The 22,158-nt window shown below is 67.5% G+C and carries 19 protein-coding genes; 17 read left to right on the forward strand and 2 right to left on the reverse strand.

Going from position 1 to position 22,158, the window contains the following annotated elements; translation table 11 throughout:
- Positions 1-107: 107 nt before the first annotated feature.
- Positions 108-1,247, reverse strand: a complete 1,140-nt coding sequence (locus tag AB0M15_RS29965) for an LLM class flavin-dependent oxidoreductase (RefSeq protein WP_363825082.1) — start codon at positions 1,245-1,247, stop codon at positions 108-110.
- Positions 1,248-1,449: 202 nt separating this feature from the next.
- On the opposite strand from AB0M15_RS29965, the gene AB0M15_RS29970 reads away from it, so the two are divergent.
- The 16 genes from AB0M15_RS29970 to AB0M15_RS30045 all read left to right on the forward strand — a co-directional run bounded on the left by AB0M15_RS29970 (position 1,450) and on the right by AB0M15_RS30045 (position 20,120).
- Complete coding sequence (locus AB0M15_RS29970) at positions 1,450-2,508, forward strand: LacI family DNA-binding transcriptional regulator (protein ID WP_363825085.1); 1,059 nt, start codon at positions 1,450-1,452, stop codon at positions 2,506-2,508.
- Positions 2,505-3,386, forward strand: a complete 882-nt coding sequence (locus AB0M15_RS29975) for a sugar ABC transporter permease (protein WP_363825089.1) — start codon at positions 2,505-2,507, stop codon at positions 3,384-3,386. Before AB0M15_RS29970 ends, AB0M15_RS29975 begins: the two co-directional genes overlap by 4 nt.
- The gene (locus AB0M15_RS29980; RefSeq protein ID WP_363825092.1) at positions 3,383-4,216 is read left to right on the forward strand and encodes a carbohydrate ABC transporter permease; all 834 of its coding nucleotides are present in this window, start codon (positions 3,383-3,385) and stop codon (positions 4,214-4,216) included. The genes AB0M15_RS29975 and AB0M15_RS29980 overlap by 4 nt, the downstream gene beginning before the upstream one ends.
- 21 nt (positions 4,217-4,237) lie before the next feature.
- Positions 4,238-5,518, forward strand: a complete 1,281-nt coding sequence (locus tag AB0M15_RS29985) for an extracellular solute-binding protein (protein WP_363825095.1) — start codon at positions 4,238-4,240, stop codon at positions 5,516-5,518.
- Complete coding sequence (locus tag AB0M15_RS29990) at positions 5,518-6,654, forward strand: ADP-ribosylglycohydrolase family protein (RefSeq protein WP_363825098.1); 1,137 nt, start codon at positions 5,518-5,520, stop codon at positions 6,652-6,654. Before AB0M15_RS29985 ends, AB0M15_RS29990 begins: the two co-directional genes overlap by 1 nt.
- Positions 6,651-8,129 (forward strand): ADP-ribosylglycohydrolase family protein, encoded by a 1,479-nt coding sequence (locus AB0M15_RS29995; RefSeq protein WP_363825101.1) that lies wholly within the window; start codon positions 6,651-6,653, stop codon positions 8,127-8,129. The genes AB0M15_RS29990 and AB0M15_RS29995 overlap by 4 nt, the downstream gene beginning before the upstream one ends.
- Positions 8,122-9,006: a ribokinase gene (locus AB0M15_RS30000; RefSeq protein ID WP_363825104.1), complete on the forward strand. Its 885-nt coding sequence runs from the start codon at positions 8,122-8,124 to the stop codon at positions 9,004-9,006. Before AB0M15_RS29995 ends, AB0M15_RS30000 begins: the two co-directional genes overlap by 8 nt.
- Entirely contained in the window at positions 9,003-10,991 is a 1,989-nt protein-coding gene (locus AB0M15_RS30005; RefSeq protein ID WP_363825106.1) for an SUMF1/EgtB/PvdO family nonheme iron enzyme, read from the forward strand. The genes AB0M15_RS30000 and AB0M15_RS30005 overlap by 4 nt, the downstream gene beginning before the upstream one ends.
- A gap of 4 nt (positions 10,992-10,995) precedes the next feature.
- On the forward strand, positions 10,996-12,183 hold the full coding sequence (locus AB0M15_RS30010) for a CoA transferase (RefSeq protein ID WP_363825113.1): 1,188 nt from the start codon (positions 10,996-10,998) through the stop codon (positions 12,181-12,183).
- Complete coding sequence (locus AB0M15_RS30015; RefSeq protein WP_363825117.1) at positions 12,184-13,005, forward strand: CoA ester lyase; 822 nt, start codon at positions 12,184-12,186, stop codon at positions 13,003-13,005.
- A 36-nt stretch (positions 13,006-13,041) separates the two neighbouring features.
- On the forward strand, positions 13,042-13,890 hold the full coding sequence (locus AB0M15_RS30020) for an MBL fold metallo-hydrolase (RefSeq protein WP_363825120.1): 849 nt from the start codon (positions 13,042-13,044) through the stop codon (positions 13,888-13,890).
- Positions 13,887-14,555 (forward strand): CGNR zinc finger domain-containing protein, encoded by a 669-nt coding sequence (locus tag AB0M15_RS30025; protein WP_363825123.1) that lies wholly within the window; start codon positions 13,887-13,889, stop codon positions 14,553-14,555. Before AB0M15_RS30020 ends, AB0M15_RS30025 begins: the two co-directional genes overlap by 4 nt.
- Before the next feature lie 10 nt (positions 14,556-14,565).
- Positions 14,566-16,158, forward strand: coding sequence for an NAD(P)/FAD-dependent oxidoreductase (locus AB0M15_RS30030; RefSeq protein WP_363825126.1), 1,593 nt, complete (start codon positions 14,566-14,568; stop codon positions 16,156-16,158).
- Positions 16,158-17,408, forward strand: coding sequence for a sigma-70 family RNA polymerase sigma factor (locus tag AB0M15_RS30035; protein ID WP_363825129.1), 1,251 nt, complete (start codon positions 16,158-16,160; stop codon positions 17,406-17,408). The genes AB0M15_RS30030 and AB0M15_RS30035 overlap by 1 nt, the downstream gene beginning before the upstream one ends.
- A 169-nt stretch (positions 17,409-17,577) precedes the next feature.
- Entirely contained in the window at positions 17,578-18,903 is a 1,326-nt protein-coding gene (locus tag AB0M15_RS30040) for an acyl-CoA dehydrogenase family protein (protein ID WP_363825132.1), read from the forward strand.
- A complete protein-coding gene (locus tag AB0M15_RS30045) occupies positions 18,903-20,120 on the forward strand; it encodes an acyl-CoA dehydrogenase family protein (RefSeq protein ID WP_363825135.1) in 1,218 nt (405 codons plus the stop codon). Before AB0M15_RS30040 ends, AB0M15_RS30045 begins: the two co-directional genes overlap by 1 nt.
- A gap of 369 nt (positions 20,121-20,489) precedes the next feature.
- On the opposite strand, the gene AB0M15_RS30050 is transcribed toward AB0M15_RS30045, so the two are convergent.
- A complete protein-coding gene (locus tag AB0M15_RS30050; protein ID WP_363825138.1) occupies positions 20,490-20,840 on the reverse strand; it encodes a hypothetical protein in 351 nt (116 codons plus the stop codon).
- Between the two features lie 57 nt (positions 20,841-20,897).
- Between AB0M15_RS30050 and AB0M15_RS30055 the strand changes: the two genes are divergently transcribed.
- On the forward strand, positions 20,898-22,151 hold the full coding sequence (locus AB0M15_RS30055; RefSeq protein WP_363825141.1) for an alpha/beta fold hydrolase: 1,254 nt from the start codon (positions 20,898-20,900) through the stop codon (positions 22,149-22,151).
- Positions 22,152-22,158 lie beyond the last annotated feature (7 nt).

The raw sequence follows: 22,158 nt of genomic DNA on the forward strand, positions 1-22,158 counted from the left end.
CACCTGAGTGGCGACCTTGAACACCAAACGGTGAGCTTGAACATGAAATAACGTGTTCAAGGTCGCCGCTGCTTGTCCGAGCCCGCCAGTGGTGGGCTTGGCGCGGGTTAGACGGCGAACGGTACTGCGTTGGCGGCCGGCTGAAGAGTGTCGCTGGGGTGGGTCCAGAGGGCGTTGCGTTCGAGGCGGGGGAGTACTGACTCGCCGAACCAGTAGGCCTCCTCGAGGTGTGGGTAGCCGGAGAGGATGAACTCCTCGATGCCGAGGTCGGCGTACTCCTTGATCCGGTCGGCGACTTCTTCGTGGCTGCCGACCAGGGCGGTGCCGGCACCGCCGCGGGCGAGGCCGACACCGGCCCACAAGTTCGGGTAGATCTCCAGGTCCTCGGCGGAGCCCCCATGCAGGGAGAGCATGCGCTTCTGGCCTTCCGACTCGCTCTTGTGCAGGCCGGCCTGCACCTTGGCGATCGTCTCGGGCGGGAGTGCTGCGAGGAGACGGCGGGCCTCGCGCCAGGCGTCCTCGGACGTGTCTCGCGTGATGACGTGCAGGCGGATGCCGAAGCGCACGGTACGACCGGCCTCGGCGGCCAGCTTGCGGATCCACCCCAGCTTTTCGGCGACTGCAGCGGGCGGCTCGCCCCAGGTGAGATACACGTCGCTGCGGGCAGCCGCCACGGGACCAGCGGCGGCCGACGAGCCACCGAAGTAGATCTGAGGCACCGGATCCGGCACCGACACCAACCGGGCCTGCTCGACCCGCAGATGCTCACCCCGGAAGTCGAACGGGTCGCCGTGCTCCCACAGTCTGCGCACGATCGCCAGGAATTCGTCCGTACGCCGGTAGCGCTCGTCCTTGCTCAGGAAGTCCCCGAACGCCTTCTGCTCGGCCGGTTCGCCACCGGTCACCACGTTGAGCAGCAGCCGGCCGCCCGACTGGTTCTGGAAGGTCGTCGCCATCTGCGCGGCCAGCGTCGGCGACATCAGCCCGGGCCGGAACGCGACCAGGAACTTCAGCCGATCCGTTGAATCGAGCAACGAAGCCGTCGAGAGCCAGGCATCGTCGCACCACAACCCGGTCGGCGTGAGCGCTCCCTCGAACCCGAGCTCCTCGGCCGCGGTGACGATCTGCCGCAGGTACCGCGTGGTCACCCGCCGGTCGCGATGCACGACGTCGGCGCCATGCCCGCCGCCGGTGATGTTGCGCGAGTCGCCGGAGGTCGGCAGGAACCAGTGAAAGGTCAGAGTCATCGGGCTGCTCCTGGGCGATGGGCTATTAAGTTGATGAGATTAGTTGACATGGCCAGGACCGCCGGCCGCGTCTCGGATGGCGGGCGGCGGTGGTCGCCGGGAGTACAGACCAGGTGACTGGTGGTCCGGTGTTGACGGGGGATTGGAAGGGGTCCTAGAGTCAGGTCTGTAAACGATTACAAGAACGATTACAGGAGGCTGCGTGAGCCGGCCGACGATCGCGGGAGTGGCTCGGGCCGCCGGAGTTTCGGTGGCCTCGGTGTCGCGGGTGCTGAACGGGCTGCCCGCGACCGAGGAGATGGTCGAGCGGGTCCAGCGCGCGGTCGAGGAGCTCGGGTATGTGCCTGACGCGCGGGCGCGGTCGCTCAAGGTCGGGCGGACCTTCCAGCTGACCCTCGCGGTGGCCGACGTCGGTAACCCGGTGTACGTGACGATGATGCGCGCGGTCGAGGAGGTCGTCTCGGCGGCGGGGTATCGGCTGGTGGTGACCACGACGGGGCCGGATGTCGTCGATGAGGTCGCGCTGGTCCGGGGGATGGCTCGTGGGTACGCCGATGGGCTGGTGATCAGCCCGTTGCGGGTGGACGACGACCTGATCAAGTCGATCCGCGAGTGCGATGTCCCGGTGGTCGTCGCCGGTAATGTGCCGTCCTCGGCTGGGGTCGACACTGTGCGGGCGAACTCGCCGAAGGGCATGTTGCTGGCTGTCGAGCACCTGCTGACCAAGGGACGCAAGCGGATCGCCTTCGTCAACGGCCCGGTCGACACCGTGCCCGGCACCGCGCGGGCGAAGGGGTTCGCCGATGCGATGAAGGCGAACGGGCTGCGGGCGGTGGCTGAGGTGGAGGCGGGGGACTTCACCTTCGCGGCCGGCCGGGAAGCCGGGGTGGAACTGTTGTCCGGGCTGGACATTGGTGTGCGCGGCTCTGGCGTGGAGGCGCGGGGCGGGCGGCCCGGCGCGGAGGCGCGGGGTGGTCGGCTTGATGCGGTGATTGCGGCAAACGATTTGCTTGCCGTTGGGGTCATGCATGAGCTGGCGGCGCGGCAGCTCGTCGTACCGGATGACGTTGCGGTGATCGGGATGGACGACAGCGAGCTGGCGGAGCAGTGTTTCCCGCCGTTGACGAGTGTGAACCTCGGGTCGGCCGAGCGTGGCCGGCGAGCTGCCGAGTTGCTGTTGGCAAGGATCGACGACGACACCCGGACGCCGCGGCGGATCGTCGTACAGCCGACTCTCAGTGTGCGGAAGTCCACGCCATGAGCGTTCGGCCGAAGCAGAACCGGGAAGCGATCTTTCTGTTCCTGCCGGCGTTGCTGCCCGTTCTCCTGCTGAGCGTCTACCCGCTGATCCGCGGGATCGCGCTCGGCTTCACCGACGCTCGCGCCGGGCTGCGCGTGGATACGAACTTCATCGGGCTCGGCAACTTCGGCAAGCTGCTGCACAACGGGCTGTTCTGGGACTCGTTCAAGATCGGGCTGATCTGGACGCTCTCGGTGACGATCCTGCAGTTCGTCGCCGCGCTCGGACTGGCGTTGCTGCTGAACACCAACCTGCGCTTCCGCGGCGTCGCGCGGACGCTCGCGCTGATCCCGTGGGCGATGCCGCCGGTCGTCGTCGCGATCATGTGGCGACTGCTGCTGCACCCGACCAACGGCCCGGTCAACGAGATCCTGCAGAAGCTGCACCTGACCGACCACCCGATCAACTTCCTCGGCGACTTCAGTACCGCGCTGCCGGCGGTGATCGTGGTCGGCATCTGGGTCGGCATGCCGATGACGACCGTCACCCTGCTGGCCGGTCTCCAAGGCATCGACCGCACCCTGTACGAGGCTGCCGCGGTCGACGGAGCGGGCGCCTGGTCGCAGTTCTGGAACATCACGCTGCCGCAGCTCAGGACGGTGATCGTCGCGATCACCAGCCTGGACATGATCTGGAACTTCAACTCGTTCGGCCTGGTCTACGTGCTCACCGCGGGCGGACCGGGCGGCAAGACGATGCTGCCGATGCTGTTCGCCTACAACGAGGCGTTCCGGTACGGGAACTTCGGGATGGCCGCGGCGATGGGTGACGTGATGGTCGTGATCATCATCGTGTTCCTCGCGTTCTACCTCCGGAACCGGTTGAGGAGCGAAGCATGAGAACCCGACCCGCGGCCCGCGCGGCGCAGTACGTCGCGGTGATCTGCTATCTGGTCTTCCTGGCGTTCCCGCTGTTCTGGCTGCTCTCGAGCTCTCTGAAATCCCCGAGAGAGTTCGCGAGCATCACGCCGTCGATTCTCCCGAAGCACCCGGATCTCTCCAACTACAGCGATGCGCTGAGAGAGCAAGGCCTGGTCCACTCGATGTGGAACAGCCTGCAGATCTCGGTCGCGTCGACCGTTCTCGTCCTGGTCGTCTCGCTGCCGGTCGCCTACGCGCTCGCCCGGTTCCGCAGCCGGCTCCGGCCGATCACGAACGGCTGGATCCTGGTCAGCCAGGTGTTCCCGGTGATCCTGATCGTGATCCCGCTGTTCATGATCCTGCGGCCGCTGCACCTGACCAACACGATCCCCGGCGTGGTGATCGTCTACATGGTCTGGTCGATGCCGTTCGCCCTGTGGATGCTGCAGGGGTACGTCGCCGCGGTACCGCGCGAACTGGAGGAGGCGGCCTCGGTCGACGGCGCGAGCCGGGTCCGCACGATCGTCTCGATCGTGATGCCGCTGCTGCGGCCGGGGCTGATCGCGACCGCCATGTTCACCTTCATCTCGGCGTGGAACGAGTTCTTCTTCGCCCTGGTCCTGTTGCAGGACCCGCAACTGAAGACGCTGCCGCTGGTGCTCGCCCGGTTCGTCGGGGCCGAGGGTCAGGTCCAGTTCGGGCCACTCGCGGCGGCGTCCGTCCTGGCCACCGTACCGAGCCTGGTGTTCTTCGCTTTCCTGCAGCGCCGGTTGACCTCCGGCCTGCTGTCCGGCGCTGTAAAAGGCTGAGTTGTCCCCTGAGGAGATGCAATGAAAAAGTTAGTGACCGCGTTGCTCGCGGCAAGCGCTCTGGTGACGCTTGCGGCCTGTGGCAGCAACGATGACAGCGGATCCGGTGATGGTGGGTCGACCGAGAAGGTGACGCTGAAGTTCCAGAGCCTCGCCTTCCAGAAGACGACCGTCGCCGCGACCAAGAAGATCGTCGCGGACTGGAACGCCGCCAACCCGAACATCCAGGTCGAGTACGTCCAGGGCAGCTGGGACTCGGTGCACGACCAGCTCGTCACCCAGTTCCAGGGTGGTACGGCACCGGACGTGATCCAGGACGAGTCGGCCGACATCACCGGGTTCGCGAACCAGGGGTACCTCGCCGACCTGTCGCAGTACCTGAGTCAGGAAACGAAGGACGCCGTTTCCCAGGGGGTCTGGGACACGGTCACCGTAGACGGCAAGGTGGTCGCCGCGCCGACGCTGCTCCAGTCGTACGTCGTGTTCGGCAACTCGACGCTACTCAAAGCGGCCGGGGTCGCGACGACGGGCGACTCGCTGAGCTGGGACGACCTGCAGGCCAACGCGAAGAAGCTCACCAGCGCAGGGAAGTACGGGCTCGGCTGGGGGCTGAAGAGTCCGACCGCGACCGTGCTGAACCTCGGGATGAACTTCGACGGCGCGTTCTTCGAGGGTTCCGGACGCGACGCGAAGGCGAAGATCGGGGATGCCGAGCTCGAGGTGCCGAAGCGGATCCACGCGATGGCCTACACAGACAAGTCGATCGACCCGACGTCGCTGACCCAGAGCGGGTCCGATGTGCTGCCGGGCTTCTTCGGTGGCAAGTACGCGATGATCGTCGGCGGCAACTACGCGGCCCAGCAGATCGTCGAGCAGGCGCCGAAGGGCTTCCAGTGGGAGGTACTGCCGCCGCTGAAGGGTACGTCGGAGAAGCAGGCCGCGAACCCGCAGACGCTGTCGGTGCCGGCCGAGGGCAAGCACGTCAAGCAGGCCGCGCAGTTCATCGACTTCTTCATGAAGGCCGACAACCTGGCCGCGGTCGGGCAGGGCGACTGGCTGATCCCGACCACGAAGGCGGCCCGGGACGCGATCGAGAAGACGACCGGCGGTAAGGACGGCTGGACGCAGACGCTGGCCAGCGGCGAGGAACTGACCAAGGCGCCGTTCCAGAGCGTGGAGAACTACCCGAAGTGGAAGGACCAGATCGCGACGCCGGCGCTGCAGGAGTTCCTCGCGAACAAGATCGATCTGGGTGCCCTGGGCAAGAAGCTGAGTGATGGGTGGGGGCAGGTCAACTCCTGATGTCGGTGCTCGAAGAGAAGTCAGTGGGAGTCCTCGTCGGCTCGGCGGTCGGTGATGCGATCGGTGGTGCCGTCGAGGGCTGGACCCCGGAGGCGATCCGGGAACGGCACGGTGGCTGGGTGACCGGCATCGTCGGTCCGTGGTACGACGATTGGCGCAACGCGCGGCCGATCGCGCCATACCACAAGGGCGACGGGCACATCACCGACGACACGTTGATGACGCACGCACTGGTCGAGGTGTACGACGAGCTGCGGACGCATCTCGACGCGTACTCGATCGCGGAGTCGCTGGTGCCGAAGCTGCTGACGGAGAAGCGCTGGATTCCGGAGCTGGAGACCGAGGCGTTGCTGCTGCAGCGCGTGTTTCTCGCGGAGAAGTGGTTGGTGGCGCGGCTGCACTACGGGCATGTCGATCCGCGTGAGGCGGGGGTCGGGAACATCGTGAACTGTGGTGCGGCGATGTATGTGGCGCCGGTCGGGATCGCCAATGCGGGTGATCCGGCCGGGGCCTATGCGGAGGCGATCGAGCTGGCCGGGGCGCATCAGTCGAGCTATGGGCGTGAGGCGGCCGGCGTGCTGGCGGCGGCGGTCGCGGCGGCAATGATGCCTGAGGCAACGGCTTCGTCGGCGGTCGCGGCGGCGTTGTCGTTGGCCAAGGACGGGACACGAGCTGCCGTCGAGGCGGTGGCTGAGGCGGCTGACGGGTTGAGCGATTGGGAGTCGGCGATACCGGTACTACGGGAAGCGGTCGAGCCGTTCGACACGGTCGGACCGGAGTACCGGAACCAGTCGCTCGACGCGCGCCGGCCGAGTCGGACGAAGGCGATCGAGGAACTGCCGGTCGCTCTTGGTTTCGTCCTCGTGTCCGGTGGGGATGTTCGGGAAGCCGTGCTGGGCGGCACCAACTACGGACGCGACGCCGACTCGATCGCGTCGATGGCGGGGGCGATCACGGGTGCTTTGAGTGGCGTGGCCGGCGTACCGGCCGACTGGGCGGCGACGATCGCGGAGGCGAGCAAGACGGACCTCGAACAACCAGGACGGGTGATGGCCGCCGTCGCGCTGGAGCTCCACCTGGCCGACGCGCGTCGCTTCGCCCACCGCAGTGAAACGTTGGAGAGACTTACCAGATGAGACTGACCTGGGTGCAACCAGAGGACCTCCTCCCGCACCAATTGGTCCAATCCACCACCGAAGGCACCGACGTCACCGACATCACCGCCCGGTGGCACGCAGCAGGCGGTACGGCGGACGCTCCGGTCTCCGGCGCCTCGGACAAGCCCGCCGGTGCCGAGTTGCGAGCGCTCGCCCGTGAGCTGCTGGACGAACTGGACACCCGCTTCGCGGGCTGGGTCGCCCCCGAGATCCCGCAGCTCCCGCAGCTGAGCAGCGCGCAGAGCGCGCTCCCGACCGCAGGCGCTGCCGACGACGAGCCGGCGGCGGCGCGAAGCGCCATGCGCCGGCATAGCTCGGCGCAGCTGGGTGACGGCTCGACCGACCGCGAGCCGGCGAGCGGTGGGGTTGCGCCGATGGGCGGGGCGGACGAGCGGGTGCTGAATGCTTGGCTCGGGCGGGCGGCTGGGAATCTTCTTGGCAAACCCGTGGAGAAGATTCCTCGGGAGGGGATTCGGGAGATTCTTCAGAGCTCTGGGCAGTGGCCGCTCTCGCGGTACATCACCGCGGTGGGGGTGCCCGACGAGGTGGTGGGGCGGTGGCCTTGGAACAGGCGGTCCAAGGGGACGAGTCTTCGGGAGGTCATCGATGGGATGCCGGAAGACGATGATTTGAACTTTGCGATTTTGGCGTTGCAGTTGGTGGAGCGGCATGGGGATGAGTTGTCGACGGAGGATGTGGCGGCTGCTTGGTTGAACGAGTTGCCGGCGGGGCGGGTGTTTACGGCTGAGCGGGTTGCTTATCGGAATCTGTTGGATGGGGTTGAGCCGGGCAGGGCTGCGGTGGTGCGGAATCCGTTCCGGGAGTGGATCGGGGCTCAGATTCGGACCGACGTGTATGGGTGGGTGCGGCCGGGGGATCGGACGGCGGCGGCTCGGTTGGCGTTGGTGGATGCTCGGTTGAGTCATACGGGCGCGGGGGTGGACGGGGCGCTGTGGGTGGCGGCGATGTCGGCCGCGGCAATGGTGCTGGACGATCCGGTTGAGGTTGCCGAGGCGGGGCTGGCGGTGGTTGACCCCGCGGGCGAGTTGGCTAAGGCCGTGCGATTCGGGTTGGGGCTAGCTGAGACACCTCTGGATGATGCGTTGGACGCTTTGCACGCGGAGTACGGGCACCTGCATTGGGTGCACTCGGTGAACAACTCCGCACTGACCGCGTACGCGCTCACGGCGCCTGACTTCGCGACCGGGATCGGGCGTGCGGTGATGGGCGGCTGGGACACGGATTCGGCCGGCGCGACGGTGGGTGCGGTGCTTGGCGCGGTGCTCGGGGTTCCGGCAGAGTGGACCGAACCACTCGACAATCGGCTGGCAACCAGCTTGCCCGGGATGAACCAGGTGGCGATCAGCGAGCTCGCTGATCGGACAGTGGCAGCACAGGCAGGCGCGGTACGGGCGGACGGGCAGGCGGTAGGGAAGGTGGAGGGGCGTGGCTGAGGTTGTCGTCGTGGGGAGCGCGAATGTGGACCTGGTGCTGGCGGTCCAGCGGATCCCACGGCCCGGCGAGACGCTGCTTGCGAGCGACCTGACCCGCGGACCCGGCGGCAAGGGCGCCAACCAAGCCGTCGCCGCGGCCCGGGCGGGCGCCTCGACCGCCTTCGTCGCCTCACTCGGCGCGGACGACGGCGGCGCGCTGCTGCGCGATGCGCTCGAAGGCTCCGGAGTAGACCTCTCGCTCGTCTCCACCTCCGGCAACCCGACCGGTACCGCGATCATCACCGTGGCCGCGGACGGCGAGAACTCGATCGTCGTCGCCCCTTCCGCGAACGCCGACCTGAAACTTTCTGCGGAAGCACTCGCCGGCATCGGCCAAGCGAAAATCGTGCTTTCCCAACTCGAGATCCCGCTCTCCACGGTCCAGGCGGCCGCCGAGGAGAGCGCGTACTTCATTCTCAACGCGGCGCCCGCGACCGACCTGTCCGACGAACTGCTCGCCCACGTCGACCTGCTCGTGGTCAACGAGACCGAGGCCGAGGCGATCGCCGGCAAGGACTTCAACGATCTCCTCACCCGCGTACCGGCCGCCGTGGTGACACTCGGCGCCGAGGGAGCGGTGATCCTGTCCCGGGACGTCGCGGAAATTCGTATCCCGGGCGTGTCGGTCGAGGTCGTCGACACCACCGCCGCCGGGGACACCTTCTGCGGGGTACTGGCCGCGACATTGGCTGCCGAGTCAACTACGCCCAGCGACCTGACGAATGCGGTCCGACGCGCTAACGTTGCTGCTAGTTTGAGCGTTCGAACCGCGGGGGCGATCCCTTCGGTGCCTCACGGGGAAGCAATCGACGCGCGCCTTGCGGAGGTATACCTGTGAACCCCCTCGAGCCCAGGCCGATCGATCAGCCCGCGAGGGTCGACCTCGGCCTGCGTGCCGATCTGGCCTTCCTCGACGACGCCAAGATCCTCGGCGCCCCCGACGACCCGACCGACCTGCCCCGCTGGCGCGGCAAGCTGGCCGAGTGGCTGATGGGCGCCTACGACCGGACGGCGTACGACGGCGGCCTGCACTACGAGGTGCCGGGGCGCGAGTGGACCCAGACGGCGTACTCGGTGGCGCTCGTCTGGCTCTGGGACGACCAGCTGTACGACGTCGACGAGGGTGTCTTCACGCCGGAGAAGTTCGTCCAGCACGGTATCGACGACTTCGGCGGGTACGACGCGGTGGTGCTCTGGCACGCGTACCCGGTGATCGGGATCGACTCGCGCAACCAGTTCGACTTCTACCGCGACGTACCGGGTCTGAAGGAACTCGTCGCGGCATTGCATGATCTCGGGCTGAAGGTGTTCTTCGACTACAACCCGTGGGACGTCGGGACTCGCCGTGCCGCGCGTCCAGATGGCGACGAATTCGCTGCCCTGGTAGGGGAGTTCGGCGCCGACGGCGCCTTTCTCGACACGCTGAAGCAGGCCGACCCGGCGTTCACCCGGCCGCTCAAGCGAGCCAATCCGGCGATCGCCTTCGAAGGCGAGTCACGGTTGCCGTTGGCAAGGATCAGTGACCATGCGCTGTCCTGGGCGCAGTGGTTCGCCGATACGCGCGCGCCGGGCGTACTGCGGGCGCACCTGTTCGAGCGCCGGCACATGATGCACCACACCCGTCGCTGGAACCGCGATCACAGCGACGAGCTGCAGTCCGCGTGGGTGAACGGCGTCGGCATCCTGGTCTGGGAGTCGGTGTTCTCGGCCTGGGTCGGCTGGAACGCGCGCGACCGGTCGACGCTGCGCCGGATGGTCGCGGCGCAGAGAGCGTTCTCGCCGATCCTGATCGGTGGCGACTGGATTCCGCTGACCCCGGAGATCCCCGACAAGGCCCGTGAGCACGGCGTCTTCGGGTCGCGCTTCGAGTTGGCCGACATCACCTTCTGGACGCTGATCAACCGCGACGACGAGGACTTCGAGGGCATCGTGCTGCGCTCGGAGGATCAGGTCGGCGACTGGTACGACGTGACGTCAGGTGTACCCATCACTGCGGACGACGACGGGGTGCACCTCGTCGTACCGGGGCGTGGAGTGGCTGGGATCGTGCGGGTCGGGGCGACGGCCGGGCAGGAGTGCCGGGCGACCGCGCGTCGGCTCGGCACGATGTCGCGGCCGCATCTCAAGGACTCGGCGTTCCCGATGTCGCCGGCTGTGCGGGTTGCCGTTCCCGAGGTTTCTGGTGCGTTTGCCGGTGAAGTGGTCGAGGTGCCGGCTGGGGAGCACTCTCTGACGGTTCGGCACCGGCGGCGCGAGACGGGGCTGTATGACCAGGCACCGTACGTGGAGGAGTGGAAGCCGTTGCCTCCACGGCTGCACGACATCCAGACGGTCACGCGGGAGGTCACGCTCTCTGGGGAGTCGGTGGCTGTCCGCGAGGTGAGCAACGCGGAGTACGCGGAGTTCCTGAAAGCGACCGGATACAAGCCGAAAGTGGCCAATCGGTTCCTCGCGCACTGGGTCGACGGCGCGCCCGTCGCGGGTACTGAGGATCAGCCGGTGACGTACGTCGATCTGCCTGACGCTCGCGCCTATGCGGCCTGGCGGGGAGGCCGGCTTCCGACCGAGGACGAATGGCAGGTTGCGGCCGGACTGGACCGGTTCACCCGTTCTGAGCCGCTGGTCTGGAACTTGACCGAGAGCGAGCACCGCGACGGCCGCAGCCGGTTCTGCATCCTCAAGGGCGGCTCGTACTTCGTTGCCGAGGGCTCCGACTGGTACGCCGATGGTGGGCCGCAGGACCCGGAGGTCAGCTTCAAGCTGGTGCTCACCGGTGGCGGGCTGGACCGCTCGGAGACCATTGGTTTCCGGTGCGCGGGATGACGCTGTGAGACCGGCTCCGCTGGAAGGTGTGAGGGTGCTGGAGGCGGCGACGCTGTTCGCGGGGCCGCTGGCGGCGACGTTCCTCGGTGACTTCGGGGCTGACGTGACGAAGATCGAGCACCCGTCTCGGCCCGATGCGGCGCGCGGGCATGGAACGAGCAAGAACGGCGTCGGGTTGTGGTTCAAGACTTTGGGCCGCAACAAGAGGCTGGCGACGCTCGACCTGTCCCAGGGCCGGGAGGTGTTTCTCGAGTTGGTCCGCGCCAACGACGTACTGGTGGAGAACTTCCGGCCGGGGACGTTGGAGCGGTGGGGGCTCGGGCCGGACGTATTGCTGGAGGTCAATCCGCGGTTGGTGATCGCGCGGGTGACTGCCTTTGGTCAGGTCGGTCCGTGGTCGCGCCGGCCGGGGTTCGGGTCGTTGGCTGAGGCAATGAGTGGGTTCGCGGCCGTGACGGGGGAGCCGGACGGGCCGCCGACGTTGCCGCCCTTCGGGCTTGCTGACGGGATCACGGCGCTGGCGACGGCTTACGCAGTACTGGTTGCGTTGAGAGAGCGCGATCAGTCGGGCGCCGGGCAGGTGATCGACATGGCGATCATCGAGCCGATCCTGATGATGCTGGGTGGTGGGATCACGGCGTACCAGCAGACCGGATACGTGCAGCCGCGACTCGGGAACCGTTCGTCGAACAACGCGCCGCGCAACGTGTATCGGACGGCGGATGGTCGGTGGGTCGCCGTTTCGACGAGTTCGCAGAGCATCGCTGAGCGGGTGGTGACGCTGGTCGGTCGGCCCGATCTCGTCGCTGAGCCGTGGTTCGGGAGCGGGCGGGAGCGGGCCGAGCACGCCGACGAGCTGGACGATGCCGTGGGCAACTGGATCGGAGAGCGCTCCCTGGACGAGGTGATGGTCGCCTTCGAGAAGGCCGAGGCCGCGGTCGGGCCGGTGCACGACATCCGCGGGATCGTGGCGGATCCGCAGTACGCCGCGCTGAACACGATCGTCGAGGTGGACGACGAGGAGCTCGGCGGTCCGGTACAGATGCAGAACGTGCTCTTCCGGCTGTCGGAGTCACCGGGATCGATCCGCTGGGCCGGTCGGCCGCACGGAGCTGACACCGACGCGGTGCTGGCCGAGATCGGCGTTTCCCCTGAGCAGTTGGCCGCGTTGCGTGAGGCAGGAGTTGTTTAGGTGCTGACGGCTTTGTATGTACCGGCCAATCGCCCGGACCGGTTTGGGAAGGCTGTTGCCGCCGGCCCTGATCTGGTGGTGTTCGATCTCGAGGACGCCGTACCGGTCGATGACAAGGCGGATGCGCGAGGGTGGGCAGTCGCGTGGATCGCGGCGTTCACCGGGCGGACGCCGGTGGAGGTTCGGGTGAATGCGCCGGGGACGCCGTGGATCGAGGATGATCTGGCGGCGCTGGCCGCCGTACCGGCTGCTCGGGTGCGGGTACCGAAGGTCGAGAGCGCGGACGACGTCCGGTGGGTACTGGATCAGGTGCCTTCGGCAAGGATCACGGCCTTGATCGAGACGCCGTTGGGGCTGGAGCGGGCGTTCGAGATCGCGACGGCTGATCCTCGCGTGGTGGCTGTCGCTTTAGGCGAAGCCGATCTGTCGAGCTCGCTGGGTGTCGACGGGCCGGAAGGTTTGGCGTGGGCGCGCGGGCGGCTGGTGTCGGCCTCGCGAGCGGCCGGGCTCGGGGCGCCGATGATGTCGGTCTATCCGTACGTCGACGACGAGGACGGGCTGCGGCGTACGTCGCTGGACGGCCGCGCGCTCGGCTTCGTCGGGCGGACGGCGATCCACCCACGACAGCTGCCGACGATCGTCGAGTGCTTCACCCCATCGGCGACGCAGGTGGCCGACGCCGCCGCGCTGCTGGCCGCGGTCGAGAAGGCCGGCCTGGCCGAGGGCGGCGTGATCGTCCTCCCCGACGGCCGGATGGTCGACCCCGCCATGCTGGGTCGCGCCCGCGAGATCGTGGAGCTGATGGGGCAGATCGACGTCTGAGGGTTGGGGAATAAGTAAAAGCGTTATGGTTATTTCATGACTACGACGCAGCTGTCCTACGAGGTGCATGTCAGTCCAGGAGCGTTGCGCTCCGGTGAGCAGCGGATGCCGAACGGCGACCGGCTGTACTGGAACCCGCTCTCGACGACGCTGATCTTCGGCGCCGAGGATGCGGTACTGGTCGATCCGCCGTTCCTGAGCGAGCAGATCCAGGAGGTCGGGGACTGGATCGAGCGGTCCGGGAAGCGGTTGACGGCGATCTACGCGACGCATGGGCATGGGGATCACTGGTTTGGTACGGGGGAGTTGGTCAAGCGCTTCCCGGGTGCCGTCGCTTACGCGACGCCGGGGTCGATCGAGATGATGCATCAGCAGGCTGGCGTGGGGCGGGAGCAGTTGTGGGATCGGATCTTCCCGGGTCAGATCCCGGCGACGCCTGTGCTTGCGGTGCCGGTACCGGCGGAGGGCATCCTGCTCGAGGGTGAGGTGCTGGAGGCGATCGAGGTCGGGCATTCGGACACCGACCAGACGACCGTGTTGCATGTGCCGTCGATCGGGTTGGTGGTGGCGGGAGACGTCGCCTACAACGGCATCCATCAGTACATCGTCGAGGGCGGCAACGGCGGGTTCGAGGCGTGGATCGCGGCGCTGGATCAGGTGGCGGAGCTGAGGCCGACCGCGGTCGTGGCCGGCCACAAGAACCGCGAACTGCCGGACGACGCGATCATCCTGCAGCAGACCAAGCAGTATCTTCAGGACGCGAGCCAACTGCTCGCCACCAAGCCGACTCCCCAGGAGTTCTTCGACCAGATGATCGAACGCCACCCGAACCGCCTCAACCCCAGTCCCCTCTGGTACGGCGCCCTGTCGCTGCTCGCCAAATGAGCTCACCCGCCACCGAGCGCTACGCCCTGGACCCCGCACCGGACACCTTGGCCCTGGCGCAGGACCTCCTCAACACCAGAGGAGTAGGAACACAGCCGGATCTGTTGGCTGACCTGCCGAGCGCGACGGCGTGGATCTCGGATGTCGTCCCGGGCGAGGTCACGCTGACTGACGCCGACGTCGAACACCTACGTACGTTCCGCGCGGAACTCCATCGCCTCGTCACACCCGACGTCCCGCCGCCGGAGGCGACGAAGGGGCGGAAGCCGCCGAGCGAAGCGAAGGCCCCGGGGGCGGGCGACGCTCAGCAGAGCACCTCCGCCCCGGCCTCCGGCCCCGACCTCGCCTCCGACCCGGCCTCCGCCTCCGCCTCCGCGTGGAGCGCGGTGGCGGCGGAGTTGGTGTTGGGGGCGGATGGGGTGGTGGAACTGCGGGCCGGTGGGCGCGGAGCGGAGTACGTGATCTCGCGGGTGCTGGCGGAAGTACTGGCCGGGCAGCAGGTTGATACCTGGCGGCGGTTGAAGGCTTGTAAGAATGATCGGTGCCGGGTGGTGTTCTACGACCGGTCGCGGAACAACAGTGGCGTCTGGCATTCCTTGAAGACCTGTGGAAATCCCGCGAACCTGCGGGCCTTCCGCGCCCGGAACAAGGAAACGAGCAGCTAAGGTCGGGAGCATGCTGCCGCGCGTGGTTGATGCTGTGGTGATCGGATCCGGGCCGAACGGGCTGGTGAGCGCGATCGCCCTGGCCGACGCTGGCTGGGACGTACTGATCGTCGAAGCCGCCGACGAGCCGGGCGGGGCCGTGCGATCAACGACCAGCGACGGCTGGGTCAGCGACCGCTTCAGCTCCAGCTATCCACTCGGAGTAGCCTCGCCGGTACTACGCGCGCTCGAGCTCGAGAACTTCGGACTCCGCTGGTCCCACGCCCCGCTCGCGTTGGCGCACCTGATCGACCCCGACGACGAGGACGCGCCCGCGATCCACCCGGATCCGGCCGACACCGCCGCCTCGATCGGCCGCGATCACCCGAAGGACGGCGACACCTGGCTGCGGCTCTACCAGGAGTACACCAGGATCCGCGCGCCTTTCCTGCAGTCGTTGCTCACCTCCTGGCCGCCCGTCGCGCCTGGTCTCCGCCTCGCGCGCAAGCTCGGTTCGGTGGGGGAGCTGGCCCGCTTCGCCCGCTTCATGGCGATGCCGATGCACCGGATGGGCCAGGAACTCTTCGAAGGTGAACGCGGCCGCGCGATCCTGGCCGGCAACGCGTTCCACGCCGACGCCCCGCTCACCGGCAGCGTCAGCGGCACCATGGGCTGGCTGCTGGCGATGCTCGCCCAGGATGTCGGTTTTCCTGTTGCGCAAGGCGGTTCGAGCTCGCTCTCGTCAGCCCTGGTACGCCGGGCCGAGCGCGCCGGCGCCCTCCTCTCCACAGGCACCCCGATCACCTCGATCGACGTCTCGGCCGGCAAGGCGACCGCAGTGCGGACCGCGAGCGGCGAGACGATCTCCGTACGCCGCGCCGTGATCGCCGACGTCTCCGCCCACACCCTGTACGCCGAACTGTTGCCGCCAGCAAGCATCCCGACAGGCCTCCGTCGCGACCTCGAGAACTTCGAGTGGGACTACCCGACGGTCAAACTCAACTACCGCCTCAGCGGCCCGATCCCCTGGCGCGCCCCCCAGGCCCGCGAAGCCGGCGTAGTACACCTCGGCGGTACCGCCGACGACCTCGTCCACGTCAGCGCCGACCTCGACACCGGCCGCTTGCCCACGGCACCTTTCCTGCTGATCGGCCAAACGACCAAGGCCGACCCGTCCCGGTCGCCCGAGGGCACCGAAGCCGTCTGGGCCTACTCACACCTACCCCGCGGCCTACCTGACGACGCCGAAGCCGAAAAGCTGGCCGGCCGGATGGACCGCGCCATCGAACGCCACGCCCCCGGCTTCCTCGACCTGGTCATCGACCGCGACCTGCAACGCCCCAGCGACTTCACCCAAGCCAACGCCTCCCTCGGCCTCGGAGCGCTCGGCGGCGGTACTGCGCAACTCCACCAGCAACTCATCTTCCGCCCCACCGTCGGCCTAGGCAGCCCCCGCACCGTCATCGACGGCCTGTACCTGGGCAGCTCCGCCATCCACCCCGGCCCCGGCGTCCACGGCGCCTGCGGCCACCTGGCAGCCCGAGCCGCCCTCCGCGACGCCTCCCTCCTCGGCCCCCTGACCCGCATCCCCACCACAGCCGCCCTCCGCCACCTCCAACGCTGATGAATTCGGGTGAGCGGGTTGAGGGGTTGTTGCGGGAGTTGGCGCCTCAGGTGCTGGGGTTTTTGGCTCGGCGGCATGGGCAGTTCGATCTGTGTGAGGACGCGGTGCAGGAGGCGTTGCTGGCGGCTGCGACGCAGTGGCCGGCTGACGGCGTACCGGGGAATCCTCGGGGGTGGTTGATCACCGTTGCCACGCGGAAGCTGACCGATCAGTTCCGGAGTGAGAGTGCTCGGCGGCGGCGCGAGGATTCGGTGGCGGCGATGGGTGGCGCAGACGAACTGGTTGCGCCGGGGGCTGATCAGGATCAGGTGCCGGAGTCGGATGACACGTTGACTTTGCTGTTCCTGTGTTGTCATCCGGCGGTGACGCCGGCGTCGCAGGTGGCGTTGACGTTGCGTGCGGTCGGTGGGTTGACGACGACGGAGATCGCGAAGGCGTTCATGGTGCCGGAGGCAACGATGGCGCCGCGGATCAGTCGGGCGAAGAAGAGCATCAAGGCGGCCGGCAGCCGGTTCGTGCTGCCGCCTGCGGAGGAGCGGGCGGATCGCCTGCGCGTAGTACTGCAAGTGCTGTATTTGATCTTCAACGAGGGTTACACGGCCAGCTCTGGACCCGATCTGCAGCGTGTCGAGCTGACCGCCGAGGCGATTCGGTTGGCGCGCATGCTCTATCAGTTGCTGCCGGATGAGGGTGAGGTCGCTGGGTTGCTGGCGCTCATGCTGCTCACCGATGCGCGGCGCGCGGCCCGGACCACGCCGGATGGCAGCCTGATTCCGATCGACGAGCAGGACCGCAGCCTGTGGCTACGCGAGCCGATCGAGGAGGCGTCCGCGCTGGTACTACGCACGCTCGCGCGCGGCGAAGTCGGCTCGTACCAACTCCAGGCGGCGATCGCGGCGATCCACTCCGAGGCGCCGAGCACGGAAGAGACCGACTGGAACCAGATCCTCGCGCTCTACCTGCTGCTGGAGAAGGTCGCGCCAAACCCGATGGTGACGCTCAATCGCGCGATCGCGCTCTCCCAGGTCGAGGGCCCACAGGCTGGGTTGGACCTGCTCGGCACGCTCGACGACGACCACCGGATGACGGACAGCCACCGGCTGGACGCCGTACGGGCGCATCTGCTCGAACGCCTCGGGAGGGTGGCTGAGGCGCGCGACCACTACCTGGCGGCCGCACGTCGGACGACGTCCCTGCCGGAGCAGCGCTACCTCACCGCCAAAGCCGCCCAGATCGCCGACAACTCCTGAATCAGCTCCTGTCCCGATCGACAGGACATGGTCGCCGCACGGGTAGTGCACGTCAGCCTGCTGGGCTGATTTGTGTACGGCGTCTCGCGGTGCACTACCTGTCGATCGGGACAGGTGTGGCGCGTTGGATCACGTGACTTGGGTTGTAACTTCGGTTTACAGTTGGCGCATGGCCATCCAGCAGAGTGCGAAGCCCGGGCGCAGGCGGGATCCGATCGGAGTCGGGGTCGCGCTGCTGAACCGGCTGGCGAAGTCCCAGGTGATCGATCGGTTCGGGTGGCGCAAGCAGACCGAGCGGGTGGTGTTCGAGGCGACCAAGACCGGATTCCGGACGGCTGGGGCGCTGACGCGGAGTTTCGTGGCGGCGTCGAAGCTGGCCAAGCCGTCGCGGTTGCCCGCAGCGAAGGGGACCGGGCGGTTCGACCTGACGCCGACCGAGGATCAGCAGATGGTCGTCGGGGTGGTGACTGAGTACGCCGCTGAGGTGCTGCGACCCGCTGCGGCCGAGGCCGATGTTGCCGGCGCGACGGATGCCAAGGTGCTCGCTCAGTCGGCTGAGCTCGGGTTGAGCCTGATCGAAGTACCGGAAGAACTCGGTGGGATCGTCAGCGAGCGGTCGGCGATGACCGGCGTACTGGTGGCCGAAGCGATGGCGCATGGTGACATGGGTCAGGCGGTCGCGTGTCTGGCGCCGGCCGCGGTCAGCACCGCGATTTCGTTGTGGGGTGACGAGACGCAGCAGGCGACGTACCTGCCGGCCTTCACGGGTGGGTCGGTACCGGCCGCCGCGCTGGCGATCGTCGAGCCGCGGGCGTTGTTCGATCCTTTTGCGTTGAAGACCAGGGCGACCAGGCAACGAACTGGGCATTTGCTCAACGGGGTCAAGTCGTTGGTGCCGCGGGGTGCTGAGGCTGAGGTGTTCGTGATCGCGGCTCAGCTGGAGGATCAGGGGCCGGCGCTGTTCCTGGTCGAGTCCGAGCATCCGGGCGTGACGATCGAGGCCGAGCCGTCGATGGGGTTGCGGGCGGCCTCGCTGAGTCGGGTGTTGCTGGACGACGTACCGGCTGTGCAGTTGGGGACGCTCTCGGACTATGCGGAGTGCGTGCGGCTGTCACGGTTGGGATGGTGTGCGCTTTCGCTCGGTACTGCGAAGGCGGTGCTCGACTACGTCACGCCGTACGTGAACGAGCGGACTGCTTTTGGTGAGCCGATCAGTCATCGGCAGTCGGTGGCCTTCATGGTGGCGAACATCGCGATCGAGCTCGAGGGGATGCGGCTGGTGACGTACCGGGCCGGATCGCGTGCTGAGCAAGGGCTTCCGTTCGCGCGCGAGGTGGCGCTGGCGCGGCGGTTGTGCACCGAGAACGGGATGCAGATCGGGACCGACGGGGTGCAGTTGCTCGGCGGGCACGGGTTTGTGAAGGAGCATCCGGTGGAGCGGTGGTACCGCGACTTGCGGGCCGTCGGCGTGATGGAAGGTGCGGTGCTGGTCTGATGATCAACCTCGAGACGCCGCGGAAGTTCCGCGCCTTCGTCCACCAGGCGCATCAGGTCGCGGCGGAGATGTTGCGGCCGAATTCGCGTCAGTACGACCTGGCCGAGCACGCGTACCCGAAGGAACTCGACATGCTCGCGGCGATGGTCGACGGGTTGGGGGCGTCCGGTACTGGGTCGGGAGCTGGGGCCGGCGGCGTACGGCGTACCTCGGTTGCTGAAGATGACGACGGCAAGGTGAAGAACGGGTCGAACCTGTCATCGGTGCTGTCCGTGATGGAGATGTGCTGGGGCGATGTCGGGCTGCTGTTGTCGATGCCGCGGCAGGGTCTTGGCAACTCGGCGATCGCTTCGGTGGCGTCGGATGAGCAGCTGCGGCGGTTCGACGGCGTGTGGGCCGGGATGGCGATCACGGAGCCGGAGTGCGGCTCTGACTCAGCGAGCATCCAGACGACGGCACGGCTCGACGGCGATGCGTACGTGATCAACGGCGAGAAGATCTTCGTCACCGCGGGCGGCCGCTGCGACGCCGTAGTCGTGTGGGCGACGCTCGACAAGTCTGTTGGACGAGCTGCCATCAAATCCTTCGTCGTCTTCAAGGACACCCCCGGGATGACGGTCGAGCGACTCGAACACAAACTCGGCATCCGCTCCTCGGACACCGCCACCATCCGCTTCGACAACTGCCGTGTCCCAGCCGCCAACCTGCTCGGTACCCCCGAGATCGACGCAGACAAAGGCTTCGCCGGCGTCATGCAAACCTTCGACAACACCCGCCCCCTCGTCGCCGCGATGGCCGTCGGCTGCGCCCGCGCCTCGTTGGAGGTCACCCGCTCACTGTTGTCGGATGCCGGCGTCGAGGTCGACTACGACCGCCCGATCCACCTGCAGCCGGCCGCCGCAGCGTCGTACCTCCAAATGGAAGCCGACTGGGAAGCCGCCTACCTCCTCACCCTCCAAGCCGCCTGGATGGCAGACAACTCTCAACCCAACTCCCTCCAAGCCTCCATGGCCAAAGCCAAAGCCGGCTGTACCGCCAACGACATCACCCTCCGCTGCGTAGAACTAGCGGGAAGCATCGGCTACTCCGAACACGAACTCCTCGAAAAGTGGGCGAGAGACTCCAAAATCCTCGACATCTTCGAAGGCACCCAACAAATCCAACAACTAATCATCGCCCGCCGCCTCCTCGGCAAAACCTCCGCCGAACTCAAGTAGCCAAGGGAAAACCCCACGCTGCCTCGCCGCTCGCTCCTGCGTCGCTCCCCACTCGGCGCTCCCACCCACCCCAGTTGTGCGCTCCTTCGTCGCGCGAACCGAGAGTAGGCACTCGAGTCGCTGAGGCCGGCCATCTCGCGTGCACCCGCGATGGGCGGTGGCGGCTTCTCGATGGAGCCGGTGGGCATCCCCGGGCGTGGTCTGTTAGCTGATTCACGGCGCCCCGGCACGACTCGTCACGCGGGCGATGGAGGTACCCCAAGCCCTGCCTTTCGAGCGTTGGCCAGGTGGACGTCCGGCGGAACTCGAGTAGGAGCTCGCGCTGTTTCGCAGGTTGCTGTTGCGTCGTGTGGAGGATGCTGTTTGGTTTTAGGGGGTGTCCTGGTTGGCTGGGCGTAGGTCGGATTGGGGGATCCAGGTGATGTGGCCGTTGCGGTCTCGGACTCGGCCGAACCATTGGCCGTTGTCGCGGATCCAGGCGTCCAGGTCGCCTCGTTCCCAGGCGACCAGGCAGTCGACGGGCTGGGGTGGGTCGACGGTGCGGATGTGGTCGGGTGGGCGGGGGCCGTCGGCGTTGAATTGCAGGTCGAGGTCTGTTTTGGTCTGCTCGGCGGTGGCCAGGTCGAGGTTGGTCACCCGCCAGCTGTTGACCGTGTTGTCCCACACGCCGAACGTGCCGCTGCCATCGTCGGAGAGGCGCACCGTGAATCGTCCAAGCATGGTGTCTACGGTAGCTTATCTTCGAACATATGTTCTAGTGTTAGGAGACGATCGCGAATGACCGAACGTGCGGCGAGCGGGACGCGGCGGAATGTGGCGGGGCTGGTGGTGACCGATCATGTGCTGTCCCTGCCACTGGACCACGGCGACACCGCAGGCGAGACGATCGAGGTTTTCGGTCGGGAGGTGGCGGCGCCGGACGGGCTCGATCGGCCTGTCCTGGTGTTCTTGCAGGGCGGTCCCGGTCATGAAGCGCCCAGGCCGGTCGGCTGGCCCGCGGCGCCCTCTTGGTTGCATCGGGCGCTGCGTGACTACCGCGTACTGATGCTGGATCAACGCGGTACCGGCTTGTCCACCCCGTACGGCGCTCCCGGTGCCGACCCACGTGCGGACGCGAGGCGGTTGAGCAACTTCCGGGCGGACGCCATCGTCCAGGACGCGGAGGCATTCCGGCAGCATCTGGGTCTGGATCGGTGGAGCGTCCTGGGGCAGTCGTTCGGTGGCTACTGCGGTCTGCGGTACCTCAGCGTCGCGCCTGATTCGCTCAACGAGGTGATCTTCACCGGGGGCCTGCCGCCGGTCGGCCGTCCCGCCGACGACGTGTATGCCACGACCTTCGCCAGCATGCGAATGCTCAACGAGCGTTACCACCGGCGCTTCCCCGGCGATCGGGAACGGCTGGCGCGGCTGCTGGACCTCTGCGATGCCGGCGAGATCGTCGATCCCTTCGGCCACGCCGTCAGCAGGCGGCTCGCGCGCACGATCGGACATCCACTCGGGATGGACGGCGGCGCCGAGGCTCTCCATTACCTGCTCGAGCGTGACCCGCGTTCACCCGCGTTCACTCATGACCTGCTGGCCATGCTGCCGTTCAACGCACGCAACCCGCTCTACGCCGTGCTGCACGAGTCGAGCTATTCCGATGGCGGCGCGACTCGATGGTCGGCGCAGCGGACCCAGCCCGACGACTTCCAGGGCGACTCCCTGCTGCTGACCGGCGAGCACATCTACCCCTGGTACTTCGAGGACGCGGCCGAGCTGCGCCCGTACCGTGAGGTCGCAGCTGTCCTGGCCGAGGAGGATTGGCCTCAGCTGTACGACGCGGACGTGCTCTCGCGCTGCGAGGTGCCCAGTGCGGCGGTCGTGTACGTCGACGACCCGTATGTGGACATGACGTACTCGCTGGAAACCGCCCGGCTGATCCCGTCGCTGAAGACCTGGGTCACCAACGAGTACCTGCACAGCGGCCTGAGAACCGGCGGCGGACAACTGCTGGACCGCCTGATCAAGCTCGCCAAGGGCGAACTCTGAGCCGCCC

This window comes from Kribbella sp. NPDC051718 (assembly GCF_040681515.1).
In the GTDB taxonomy this organism is placed as follows: domain Bacteria; phylum Actinomycetota; class Actinomycetes; order Propionibacteriales; family Kribbellaceae; genus Kribbella.